This is a genomic window from Collinsella aerofaciens (assembly GCF_901212495.1).
In the GTDB taxonomy this organism is placed as follows: domain Bacteria; phylum Actinomycetota; class Coriobacteriia; order Coriobacteriales; family Coriobacteriaceae; genus Collinsella; species Collinsella aerofaciens_H.
Genome location: NZ_CAAKNY010000078.1, coordinates 1 through 11497, shown reverse-complemented (window position 1 = coordinate 11497; position 11497 = coordinate 1). Strand labels below are relative to the sequence as shown.

Below are 11497 nucleotides of genomic sequence, written 5' to 3'. Positions count from 1 at the left end.
ACCGACGACGCCGAAGAGGCCAAGGACAACGACGAGGAGTAATTAGTTCCGCCGTTCTAACGAACGGCGGCGGCCTCCGTCGCTGCGCGGCCCCCAGAGCTACAATCTGTCATTCAAAAGGCAGGGCATGCCCAAAAGGTCAATGCCCTGCCTTTTTCATGCCACCTTGTACGCTCTGGGGGCCGCTCGCTTGCGTATGCTCAACCTGTTGCGTTCCGTTGATCCCCTGGGGACGAAGGAACGAATCATTTTGAGGCGTGATTTCGGAAGTATGCCGCAAAATCCCGATAGTCCAACCACACTGTACATGCCCAATCGATCTAACCGCGGGGTTATTATCGCAAACCCCCGTGTGCTCGACACGTCCTAAATTTGCTGCATACTTCCGAAACACGCCTCGTTTCATAAGCGATGGGAGGGGAGACGAACGGCCATGAAGGTGCACCTCTCCGCAGCCATGCTTCGCCTGCTTGTCACTGCACTCGCAATCTTCCCCTGCTTTTTCGGTTCGGCTCTGCGCGGTGCTGGCACTATCGAACTGCTCGAAGGGGTTGCTGCCCTCTTCGAGGAATGGACGTGGCCGGACGTGTTTTCCGCGCACGTGTACCGCGCGAGTAGCGGTGTCCAAGGCGAGCATCACGCGTGAGTTGAAGGTGGCAGGCAGTGTTCTGCGCGCGAAGGATTGGCACGCCGGCTTCGATCGCGGCGGCGAGTGGGCGGGGATAATCAATCAGGTGCGTATCTACGATGCAGAATCGTTTACGATCACTTATGAGGTCTCTGCGGAGCTCAAGCCCGTCGACGAGGATCCCCTGCTCGGGGGACTTGGCATGAGCGGCTGTAGGAGGTTCACATCTAACTTATGGGTGAGGTCCAGCGCAAGCCCGTAGCCCCGACTCTTGCGGGGGAGTGCGCGTCACTCGTCGACCGTCTCGTAGATCGGCTTGTATGCGCTTGAGGTGGCCGCGTATTCCGACGGACGGGACTCTATTGCGCTTGAATATGTGGGCTACCCCCCCTGCCATAACGCTGCGGAGGCGATAGCGGGGTGGCCAATGATGCGATGGTAGACCTGTCCAACACACTGGACTCCGCCGTCTGTGCGCAGGGCGTCGGCTACAGCGTGCATCGTCTACAGCGTGCATCGGCGGGAGGCGCTCGCCTGGGCGCATGTTTCAATCGATCCGGCGCGTCTGCGCCCCTGACGCGTGGCGGATGCGGATTTCTTCTCGGCGTAAGGGGCTTGCATTGGCCGGGATATTGGCCTACCGGGCGAGACCTCTGCCCACCAGGCGTAACTTCGGCGGGGGGCGTGCCGGTTAATTTGGTTGGTCGCGATAGAAGTTTCCGAAGAAGTTCTCGGTGCGAAACGCATTGACCACGGCGCCGCCGTCTACGATTCGGACGAGTGCGACGATATCGTTTACTTCATAGGAACTCACGACAGTGTTGATGAGCCAATAGGTCTCGCGGCTGTACCCGCCGATTCCCTCGAAGCAGGAGGAGCCATGATGGTATTTTTTGCAGTAGGACTCGAGTACCTCGTCGGGCTTCGTGGTTATGATCTGCAGGGTCACACGGTCGTAGCGATGGTAGAACAGCTCGATCGTCTTGGTCGAGATGAACTGAAAGATGATTGAGTAGGCAGCGGCGGTCCAGCCGAACATGGAGCCGAAGATCACGAGAACGACGCAGTTACCGGCAAAGATGAAGCCCCATATACCCTTGCCGATCTTGTTTGAGACCATGAGCGAGATGAAATCGGTTCCTGCTGTCGACGCCCCTCCGACAAGTGCGATCGCGATCGCGAGGCCGTAGAGGAACCCGCCGAAAACGACCGTCAAGATGGTGTCGTGCAGAATTGGCTGGAACGAGAGAGCGCGAAGGAAGAAGCTTGCGAGTAGGACTTGAATCATCGAGAACACCACGAAGCGCTTCGAGATGCTGTTCCAGCTGATGATGGCGACCGGTATATTCAGGGCGATCATGCCCGCGAAGGTGGGGAACGAGACGCCGAACAGTGAGGTGATGCGATCAATTAGGATCGCGAGGCCGGTAAAGCCGCTCGAGAGCAGGTTGGACGGTTGGACGAACGCCTTCATGGCATAGGCCTGGAGTAGCGCGGACGCTACGACGGAGAGCAGCGTGATGATGAACCGGACGCGCGCCTGACGTCTCAGGTTCTTGAGTCGCGCGATTTCCGCCTTGAAGTCTATTTTCGCGCGTGGATGGCCGATGCGTTCCCGGGTTCCCGCACGCTCCCCCTGCTCGTTTGCTGATATGGCATCTTCAAGCTGCGCGTAGACCTTGCGCACGCGCTCCTCTCGCATCGCGCGCACCCGCCTGACGGCTTCGGAGGTGCGACGGGGCCCCGAACCGGGCTCGGAGAAACGTCGGCGGCACCTCGTCCGGCCCTCCCGAAGGAGATCGGAGCTCTCGGAATCATGGGTTGGGTTCATGCGGTCCCCCCTTGGTCCGGCGGTATCGGTGGTCAGTCGAATCAGTAGCAGATCTTCTCGCGCAGACTTGAGACGTCCTTTCCGTCGGCTAGTCCTGCCGCGAGCTTCGCGAGCGATTTCAGCGCCGCGTTAAGTCCGACGCCACCCTTCTTGGGGGTGCGGACGATCGGCACGGCGTGGCAGTAGCGGGCGATGGTGTCGGCGTTTTCCTCTGACATTGCGGCGACGGCGGGGATCGTTCCCGTCGCATCGATGTCGGAGGCCACGCGGGCGCTCATCTCGGCGAATTCGGCGTAATTGAAAGCGGGGCCGCAGATGACTACGTCGGGGTTGAGCCTGCCGACCATCGCGACAAGTTTGCGCGCGGTCTCGTCGGGATTGGCCATATAGGTGCCGTTGCCGCAGTAAAGCGTCGCGATGACGCGTCCGTCGTGCTCCTTCAAGTAAGGCTCCATCATGATCGCGGGACCGACCGGTTCCTTCAGAATGCCGAGAGGGACCATCCTGTCATCCTTGGCGCCCATGCCGGACTGGATCTGGTCGTAAATCATGACAATCTTCATCGTGTGCCTCCAAATCGGAAGTTTACATATGTGTGAGGGGGGGGTGCGGTGGCCGGCTTGACACCGCGAGTTAGTCAATCGTGTGCGCCCTCCGATCGGCTTCAGCCTCAGTATACGGCCTTGGTTTGGCAAGCACCTCGGTGCCCGCCAAGAAATCGTGAATGCAGCGGTGGTCCCGCCTCAGGACGATCATGAGGATGCTTATCGCCGACAGGGCGAACCCGACGTACATGAGCGGGGTCACGAAGTTGATGCGTGTGGCGACGGTGAGCATCTGGTGCCAGATGGAGCTCGCGGAAACGAGTGCCCCGTCGATTATAATCAGTCCGAGCACCTGGCGAATCAGCAGCTGCCGCACACTCGGTGCCGTACCGTCAGGATTGGCGATGACGACGTTGCACAGACGCTTGCCTGGGGTCTGGCCTTTCCAGACGAGCGCGGGGAAGGCGACGTAGTACGTTGCCCCAAGCAGGGTTCCGGCGGCCCCCGCGACGAGGCCCCACGGGGAGGGGATGTCGAGGAGGTTGATGATCGTCATGTCACCCGTTTGCCACTGCGCGATGACGGAGATCGGGATCATCGTGCAGAGAGCACCGAGATACCAGTCGATCAGGTACGCGAAGAAGCGGTGGGAGAGTGACGCTGGCTCGATCTGCACGGCCCGAGCTGTTCCGGGCCGTGGGCGCGGGCTCGGTTGCGAGCAGTGGTCCTGACTACGGTCACGGCGTTTTCGGTGTTTCTTTGACGACATGGAATGCTCCTCAGATCTGGTGGATCAACGGCTGCATGCAATCAGGTAGAGGGCGAGTGCGTAGATCTTGGTGTTCGTAATGATGTCCGCGACGGTCATCCATTCGTTCGGCTGGTGACCGATGCCCTTCTGGCCGGGAAAGGATGGGCCGAAGGGCACGATGTTGGGCATGAGCTTGGCATACGTGCCGCCGGTGGTTGTGACGGGGGTGCCGTCGGCGCCGGTCACTCGCTCGTAGGCGTATTGCAGATCACGGCAGAGCCGACAGTCGCGCTCGAAGCGGACAGGGTCGAAGTTCCGTACGAGATGCACGGTGGCGTCGTCTTTCGTGACCGTACTCCGAAGCCGCTCGAGCAGCTCGTTCACAGAGACATTTGCCGGATAGCTCAGGGCGAGCTCGACCGCCGGCATCCCGTCCGCGTCAAGCAGGCGGTAGTTCCTCACCTCGAGGTCGCCGAACTCGTCATCGTGCACGGCGACGCCGAGTCGCTCGCCGCTCGGCTTCGCGTTCAGAACGTAGGTGTTGACGAAGTCCATGTAGTGGTTGAGCTCGGCCGAAGGGAGGACAAGCCTGACGAGTGCCCGCCCGCGCTCGGCGTACACGACCGGATACTTGCAGTCCGGGGTGAATCCCGCGACGGGCGCCGGCTCGGTCTCGAGGTAGTGGACGAGGTCTCCGAACCCCGATTCCTCGTTGCAGCCGAACATAATGCGCAGTTCACGAATGGGTTTGATCCCGGCACGGCGCAACGCCTCCATGGCATAGAGGCAGGCGTAGATCGGCCCCTTATTGTCCAGGACGCCGCGGCTGTATATCACGCCGTTCTCGAGGTGTCCGCTGTAGGGACCATAATTCCATCCCTCGCCCTCGGGGACCACGTCAAGATGGCCGAGAGCGCAGACATAGCCGTCATCCCCGGGCGTGCCCCATGTCGCGTAGCCGAGGTAACCGTCGAGGTCGCGTGTCTCGTATCCCATTCGACGGCAGCGATCGAGCGTGGCGTCGAGCGCTGCGCGTGGGCCGAGTCCGAAGGGGGCGCCGTCCGACGCGTCGCCCTGGACGCTCTTGATTCTGACGATATCGCGTATCGCAGCTATGAGCTCATCTGAAAGCGCGTCGACGAAGTCGAAAATCCTCTGTTCCAGTGCACGGTCGATGGGTGTGTGAACGATTTTCGTGTCGTGCATCGTTTATCGGTCCTTTCGTAGGGGCGGTCCCATGGGCGACGGGCGACCAGGTGGGGCCGTGTGCTAGATCACGCAAGCGGCGCGGTCCGTGAGGCCATGTACTCCTCGAGCCATTCCCGGCTCGCTGCCTCGTGCACACAGCTGCCGTCCGGCTGGGGATGGGTGAGGTAAACGCGTGCAGGGTCGCTTTGCGTCGCGACGACGAACGAGAACCCCTCGATGTTGCTGGCCGCTCCCCAGCGACCTCGGCTGTCGACGGCGACGAAGGAGATATCCCCCGCGTGACCGCGACGGGCACGGAGCTTGCGCGTGAAGGTGGCGATGGCCCGCTCGCAAGCGCATTGAGGGTCGAGACCCTCGCCCATGAGCCGGACGATCTCGTAGCCTACGCAGCCCTTCATGACGTCCTCGCCCAATCCGGTCGAGGCCGCTCCGCCGATTTTGCTGTCGACGTAGAATCCCGCACCGGGCACGGGAGAGTCGCCGACGCGTCCCGGCTTCTTCATGAACAAGCCACTCGTGGATGTGGCTGCTGCCATCGAACCGCTCGCGTCGAGCGCGACTACGCCCACGGTGTCGTGGCCCGCGGGATTCTCACGCTCGCGGTCGCAGCCGGGCATCGCGCCCCGCGCGGCCTCCTGCTCGGCTTCAGGCTCGCCCAGGTGGCGTTCTTCGCCCGGCGTCACGCGGCCTTCCGCTTCGAGGCGGCGCCGATAGTGGATTTTCGCCCGGTCCGTCAGCATGTTCTTGATCTCGAAGCCCTGGTTCACAGCATACTCGGTGGCGCCGTCCCCCACGAGCAGGTTGTTGGCGTCCGACGCGGCGAGGCTCCGGGCGACAGAGACGGGGTTCGCGATGTTCCTCGCGGCGCCGACCGCTCCGAATTCGAGCGTGTCACCATCCATGAATGCCGCGTCAAGCTCGACTTGCATCAGCTCGTTGGGGAGTCCCCCATAGCCGACCGATTTGAAATAGGGGAAGTCCTCGACCGCGCGCACCGCGCGCTCCACGGCGTCTGCAGCCGAGCCGCCGTTCGCCAGGGCGGGGGTTGCGCCTTGGATTCCCTCGAGGGCCATGCGCCAGGTTCCGATGATTGCCCACATGGTGCGATCCAATCTCTCGAATGAATTAGGGGGCGTCCGCCGCGACGTAAAGGTCGTCGGGCGGACGCACGGGAGCGGGGTGGCCTTACAGGTCGTCGAAGGAGAGGTCATCGAGGTCGATATCGTCCTCCTCGATCGGCGTTTCAATCGCCTTCTGCTCGTCGGACAGGTACTGCTTGTCCATCATCTTGATGAAGGGCATGTATAGGAATACGCCGAGTACAAGCAAGGCAATTTGCAAAAGGGCTCCGACCCAGTTGGTCGCGAAGAAGCCCGAGATTCCGAGCGGCATTGTCCAAGGGATTTGGATACCGTTGCAGATGGGTACGAACCCGGCGGCCATCGCGAGGTACGAGACGACGATGTTCACGGTCGGCACCAGCATGAACGGGATGAGCATGAGCGGGTTCATGACGATCGGCAGGCCGAAGATGACCGGCTCGTTGATGTTGAAGATGCCTGGGACAAGGGCGAGCTTGCCAAGCTGTTTGATGCGCTTTGACTTGCAGAACAGCAGCATCGCGATGATGAGCGAAAGCGTCGAGCCCGCGCCGCCAAAGGTAGCGAACAGGTCTTGGAACTGCTGACAGATGATATGTCCCTCACCGATGCCGGTCTTGAAGAACTCGAGGTTCTCCACGGCGAGCGTCTGCAGGATGGGATTGAACACCGCTCCGACCACGCTCGAGCCGTTGATGCCGAAGAACCAGAAGAGGTGCAGGAAAACGTAGGCGATCACCATTGCTCCAAGCGTGTCGCCAAGGCCGAGCAGCGGCGTCTGGAGCCATACGAAGATGATGTCGAACACGTCGGTGCCGAACATGCCGAAGACCGTGTTGATAAGGAAGAAGACACCCATCGTGACCATGATTGGGATGAGGGCGGAGAACGACTCCACGACGGTGGGCGGTACGCCGGCGGGCATCTTGATGACCCAGCCGCGGCGCTTTACCCACGCGTAGAGCGCAACCGAGGTGAATGCGATGATGATTCCGACGAAGATTCCCTTTGCGCCGACCCAGCCGAGCGGGATGCCGGACATGCTGGCGGTGACGTCTTTGCCGCCGACGGTGACAGTGCCGTCGACCACGTAGGGCATGAGCAAAAACCAAGACATAAGCGCGGTTGCGGCGCCGAAGATTCGGTCGGTGTCGATCTGCTTCGCATAGGAGTATGCGATGCCCATCGTAGCGAAGATGGCCATGATAGTGAAGGTGGCGTCAGAGGGCTTGGACAGGAAGGTGGCGAGCGTCATGCCGTTGCCCATCTCGATGGACTCGAGGAACTCGGGCCAACCGGGGACGGGGAAATTCGCGATCAGAAGAAACAGGGAGCCCGCGATCAACAGCGGCGTGGAGACCAGGAAGCCGTCACGAATCGAGATCAGGTATTTGTTTCGCCCGATGGCTTCTGCTAAGGGCATAAGTATTTTCTCAAGTTTATCGAGCATGAGTGCCATGCGTCCTTTCTCTTATGGATTGGGAGCTATCGTTGGGCCTCGGTCTTATTTCTTGTTGGCTTTGATGAGCTTGACGGCCATCTTGAGGACGGATTCGCCGTCGACCATGCCGTAGGCCTCCTGCGGAATGAGGCCGCAGGGGAGGTTCTGCTCGGCGAGACGCGCCTTGGTCGTCTCGAATTGGTCGCGAACCTGCGGGCCCAGCAGCGCACAGTCCGGATGGTGCTCTGCGATGACGTCGTCCATCGTGCGCAGCGGGAACGCCTTCACCTCGACGGGCAGTCCGTGACCGTCGGCCACATCTTGCATGTTCTGGGCGAGCATGCTGGTCGACATTCCAAAAGTACAGAACAGGTAGATCTTTTTCTTTGCGCTCATGAGTCTTCCTTTCTCGCGCATATTTCACCAGGCGGGGCGCTTAGGCTTCTGGCAGGCATTTGCACATGTCGATCAGCTCGACGGCGACTGCGCGGAAGGTCTCTGCGCTCATAAGTTGATCTTCGGCATGGGCGAGCATGAGGTTCATAGCGATCGGGTCGCCGCCGGCCTCGCGCTGGATGAGTCCGGTGTGGGCATCGTGGCCGCGATAGAACTCCTGCTCGCCTTTGTCCATCAGTTCCTGCGCGCGCCCGAAATCGTGCTCCTTCGCCGCGTGTATGGCCTCGACGTAGCAACTTCGCGCCTCGCCGACCGCCGCGATGATTTGAAACGCGACCCGTTCCAATTCACCCAATGTAGTCTCCTTTCATTTCTTCCAGCAACGTCTCGAACCTCATGTCCGAGACGACCCGCTGGAGGGATTCCTTGTTGGTAAGCAATTTCGAAAGTGCGCGGTAGAAGCCGTTGAGACTGTTTACCGCGTCGTTGGCGACACAGATGAGGAAGATGAGGCGGACGGGCTTGCCGCCCCAGTCGATCGGGTTGTCCGTGATGCCGACCGCCGCGAAGGTGTGGTCGGCGGTGTCGTCGAAAGCGTGAGGGAGGGCGACGAGATTTCCGAAGGACGTTGCCGCCATGGCCTCGCGCTGGCCAACGGCAGCGGGGAAGTCGCGAGAGAGGTTCATGCACGCCCGCGCTCGCGCGCACAAGAACTCCAGGGCGTCCTCGCGTGTGCGGGTGGCAAGGTGTGGGAAGAACAGTTCGGGCGGTATGCGCCGCATCGCCTCGCTCGTGCCGCCCTCGTTGATGGCGATGCGGATATCCTCGCTGCTTTTCGTATCGAGAAAGTTTGAGACGTGCACCACCGGGACGTTTAGGGTGCATGGGAGCGCCACGGTGGTGAGCACGTAATCGATCTTGGAGAGGTCGATGTGGTCGAGCTCGTTCACATCGCAGGTGTCGATAGAGTTCAGCTGATCGCCGAAGCGGTGCCTGATCTGTAGGGCGAGCAATTGGGCGCTGCCCTTCCCGGTCGGGCAGACGACGAGCACTCGCTTGCGCATCAGCCCGCTCGTCTTGCGCTCGATCGCGAGCGCCAACGCGAGCGCGATGTAGCCGATCTCCTCTTCAGAGGGCATTGGTCCAAAATGCTCCGAGAGGACCCCCGACGCGTCGATTGCCATCGAGTATGCGAGCGGGAAGCGCTTCTTGATGTCGTGAAGAATGGCGTTTTCTATGGTCATGCGGTAACGGAGACGCACAGTAAGGGGCATGAGATGCCGTGCGAGCGACATGATGAGCTCGATGTCGCTTCGGAAGTCGAATCGGAAGGCGCGCCATACCGTCTCGACCATCTCATTCGAAAGTTTCCAGGCTTCGTTGTCGATCTCGGTAGAGTCGGCGGGCTCGTCCAGGTGGGATCCGTCGTCTCCACCCTGCGTATTGAATAGGCGCTTGCTTGCCAGCTGGATGCACATGCCCTCGATTTCGGGCTCCGGCATGCAGACGCCGAATTCCTTGCCGATTCGTCGTGCGAGCGCGACCGCGACGCCGCGCTCGCGTGCAATGGACTCGTCAAGCGGGGTCAACCCCGCCTCGAGAACGCGACCCTCGCGGATTCTGGAGAGGGTAACCGCAATGTAGACGATGAGATTGTGGTGGGCGAAGGGGTTGATCTTGACCCCCTCGCACTCCAGAACCTTATAGACCGAGGCGGAGAGGCGCTCGAGGATGTCGGATGTCACGGGCCTCAGGTGCTCTGAGGAGAGCGTGGTGTTGACTGCAATCGCCGCCAGACAGTTGCGGCGATCGATCTCTTCACCTGTGACACGCATGCCGTAGCGTGGGCGCTTCTCGAGTGCAAGGCCGTATTCATCGAGAACGCGCTGAACGTCCTTGAGATCGTTCGATATGGTCGCGCGCGATACGCAGAGCATCGAAGCGATGTCGTCAAGCTTGATCCAAGAGTCACGCGCCAGCAGGTTGTGCAGGAGATAATCGACGCGTTCCTTGGGGGTTGAGGGAAGGTAGTCAAGCCGGTCAGCGCGGTTCCCGTCCTGAAGCCGGACCTTGAGAGCCTCCTCATCATAGACGGCGATCTCGTAGCCGCCGTGGCTGCGCGAGAACGCGATGCGCGCACAGCCGGCGAGGCTGTCATTGGCATGCTGGATTCTCGAGCGCATGGCTCGCTCTTTCAAGCCGAGCCTCGCCATGAGCGTTTTCGCATCGACAGTGCCGTTTTGCAGGATATATGTCGCGAGTTCCGAGCTGTTCATGCGTGCCTCCTCATAACTCGCATTCTAGTTGATAGGCACGTTGTCGCAGATATATGTCGGTGCCAGCTTTCACGGCATCCGATTTGAACGAGTTGGGATGTCCGGGGGTCGTTACTTCCACAGTCCCTTACGTTTGAAGATGAGGACGGCTGCGAGGTTCGCGCCGGCGACCAGATTACCAAGGGCTTCGTCAACTTCCGCAACCTGCGCAAGCTGACCGACATCGAGTCGACGATGCACACCTTCGTCGAGAGCGTCAAGGACGTCTACACCAGCCAGGGCGTCGACCTGAACGACAAGCACATCGAGGTGCTCGCACGTCAGATGCTGCGTCGCGTTCAGATTACCAACCCCGGCGACTCCAAGTACCTGCTCGGTCAGTACGTCGACCGCTACGAGTTCGCCGACGAGGTCGAGCGCGTTGCCCGTCTGGGCGGTCAGGCTCCCGTGGCCGAGCCCGTCATCCTGGGTACGCTCAAGGTCGCGTCCAACATCGACTCCTGGCTGTCGAGCGCTTCGTTCATCCGCACCGCCGGCGTCCTTACCGAGGCTGCCATCGAGGGCAAGGTCGACCACCTGCTCGACCTTAAGTCCAACGTCATCGTCGGTAAGAAGATCCCTGCCGGTACCGGCCTCAAGCCGTACGCCAACGCCAAGCTGACGTATCGCACGGCCGACGGCTACGTGGACATCGACGGCCCGGCTTCGCCCAACGCCAAGTCGCTGCCCGAGTGGGCCCCCGTGGAGCTCAAGGACCTGGACGAGCAGCTCCCGCAGCAGCTCGACTGGGCCGGCTACGACGAGTTCGGCGGTGCTGACGGTTCGTTCACCCGCAACGGCCACACCATCTCCGCCGAGAAGGCTCGCCTGTACCTGTTCGACGACCTGGGCGTGTCGCAGCGCTGGACCAACAAGTTCAGCGAGGTCGGCATCGAGACGGTCGGCGACCTGGTCGGCAAGTCCGAGGAGGATCTGCTGCGCATCGACGGCATCGGCGCCAAGGCGATCGAGGAGCTCCGTGACGGCCTGGAGGCCCACGACCTGCTCTACATCCTCGAGAACAACGACGACGTTGCCGACGAGGAAGACCTCTCGCAGCTGCTGCAGATGGTCTTTAGCCCCGACGGTCCGGACGACATCCTGCTGGGCACCTCCGCCACGCCGACGCATCACGCCGACGCCGACGAGGAGCTCCTGGGCGCCCCGATCGACGATAAGAAGGCTCCCGCCAACGGTGCCATCAACGAGGACATGGCTTCTCTCGACGAGCTGCTCAACCAGCTCGTGGATACCGACGACGCCGAAGAGGCCAAGGACAAC

The 11497-nt window shown here is 61.2% G+C and carries 11 protein-coding genes and 1 pseudogene; 3 read left to right on the top strand and 9 right to left on the bottom strand.

The window, feature by feature from the left end; genetic code table 11:
* The first annotated feature begins 433 nt into the window (after positions 1-433).
* A complete protein-coding gene (locus SFLMC1_RS09505) occupies positions 434-646 on the top strand; it encodes a hypothetical protein (protein WP_152073463.1) in 213 nt (70 codons plus the stop codon).
* A gap of 7 nt (positions 647-653) precedes the next feature.
* Positions 654-890 carry a hypothetical protein gene (locus SFLMC1_RS09500; protein ID WP_152077106.1) on the top strand — a complete coding sequence of 79 codons (237 nt, stop codon included), beginning with the start codon at positions 654-656 and terminating at the stop codon, positions 888-890.
* Positions 891-1319: 429 nt separating this feature from the next.
* On the opposite strand, the gene SFLMC1_RS09495 is transcribed toward SFLMC1_RS09500, so the two are convergent.
* The 9 genes from SFLMC1_RS09495 to SFLMC1_RS09455 form a co-directional block, all read right to left on the bottom strand.
* Positions 1320-2459 carry a YitT family protein gene (locus SFLMC1_RS09495; protein WP_226798424.1) on the bottom strand — a complete coding sequence of 380 codons (1140 nt, stop codon included), beginning with the start codon at positions 2457-2459 and terminating at the stop codon, positions 1320-1322.
* A gap of 41 nt (positions 2460-2500) precedes the next feature.
* Entirely contained in the window at positions 2501-3022 is a 522-nt protein-coding gene (locus tag SFLMC1_RS09490) for a GrdB-related putative oxidoreductase (protein ID WP_152073465.1), read from the bottom strand.
* A 70-nt stretch (positions 3023-3092) separates the two neighbouring features.
* Positions 3093-3773 carry an RDD family protein gene (locus tag SFLMC1_RS09485; RefSeq protein ID WP_152073466.1) on the bottom strand — a complete coding sequence of 227 codons (681 nt, stop codon included), beginning with the start codon at positions 3771-3773 and terminating at the stop codon, positions 3093-3095.
* A gap of 24 nt (positions 3774-3797) precedes the next feature.
* Positions 3798-4961, bottom strand: a complete 1164-nt coding sequence (locus SFLMC1_RS09480; RefSeq protein WP_152073467.1) for a Sapep family Mn(2+)-dependent dipeptidase — start codon at positions 4959-4961, stop codon at positions 3798-3800.
* Positions 4962-5029: 68 nt separating this feature from the next.
* Positions 5030-6064 (bottom strand): N(4)-(beta-N-acetylglucosaminyl)-L-asparaginase, encoded by a 1035-nt coding sequence (locus SFLMC1_RS09475; RefSeq protein WP_152073468.1) that lies wholly within the window; start codon positions 6062-6064, stop codon positions 5030-5032.
* Positions 6065-6149: 85 nt separating this feature from the next.
* A complete protein-coding gene (locus SFLMC1_RS09470) occupies positions 6150-7514 on the bottom strand; it encodes a PTS sugar transporter subunit IIC (protein ID WP_152073469.1) in 1365 nt (454 codons plus the stop codon).
* Positions 7515-7568: 54 nt separating this feature from the next.
* Positions 7569-7901 (bottom strand): PTS sugar transporter subunit IIB, encoded by a 333-nt coding sequence (locus SFLMC1_RS09465; RefSeq protein WP_152073470.1) that lies wholly within the window; start codon positions 7899-7901, stop codon positions 7569-7571.
* A 40-nt stretch (positions 7902-7941) separates the two neighbouring features.
* The gene (locus tag SFLMC1_RS09460) at positions 7942-8256 is read right to left on the bottom strand and encodes a PTS lactose/cellobiose transporter subunit IIA (protein ID WP_152073471.1); all 315 of its coding nucleotides are present in this window, start codon (positions 8254-8256) and stop codon (positions 7942-7944) included.
* Positions 8249-10177, bottom strand: coding sequence for a BglG family transcription antiterminator (locus tag SFLMC1_RS09455; RefSeq protein WP_152073472.1), 1929 nt, complete (start codon positions 10175-10177; stop codon positions 8249-8251). Before SFLMC1_RS09455 ends, SFLMC1_RS09460 begins: the two co-directional genes overlap by 8 nt.
* A gap of 141 nt (positions 10178-10318) precedes the next feature.
* Between SFLMC1_RS09455 and SFLMC1_RS09450 the strand changes: the two are divergent.
* Positions 10319-11497 (top strand): annotated as a pseudogene (locus SFLMC1_RS09450) (DNA-directed RNA polymerase subunit alpha C-terminal domain-containing protein); the annotation flags it as partial.

Coding starts and splice junctions, on each gene's coding strand:
- SFLMC1_RS09505 (WP_152073463.1), top strand. CDS start 434: ATGAAGGTGCACCTCTCCGCAGCCATGCTTCGCCTGCTTGTCACTGCA.
- SFLMC1_RS09495 (WP_226798424.1), bottom strand. CDS start 2,459: ATGAACCCAACCCATGATTCCGAGAGCTCCGATCTCCTTCGGGAGGGC.
- SFLMC1_RS09490 (WP_152073465.1), bottom strand. CDS start 3,022: ATGAAGATTGTCATGATTTACGACCAGATCCAGTCCGGCATGGGCGCC.
- SFLMC1_RS09485 (WP_152073466.1), bottom strand. CDS start 3,773: ATGTCGTCAAAGAAACACCGAAAACGCCGTGACCGTAGTCAGGACCAC.
- SFLMC1_RS09480 (WP_152073467.1), bottom strand. CDS start 4,961: ATGCACGACACGAAAATCGTTCACACACCCATCGACCGTGCACTGGAA.
- SFLMC1_RS09475 (WP_152073468.1), bottom strand. CDS start 6,064: ATGTGGGCAATCATCGGAACCTGGCGCATGGCCCTCGAGGGAATCCAA.
- SFLMC1_RS09470 (WP_152073469.1), bottom strand. CDS start 7,514: ATGCTCGATAAACTTGAGAAAATACTTATGCCCTTAGCAGAAGCCATC.
- SFLMC1_RS09465 (WP_152073470.1), bottom strand. CDS start 7,901: ATGAGCGCAAAGAAAAAGATCTACCTGTTCTGTACTTTTGGAATGTCG.
- SFLMC1_RS09455 (WP_152073472.1), bottom strand. CDS start 10,177: ATGAACAGCTCGGAACTCGCGACATATATCCTGCAAAACGGCACTGTC.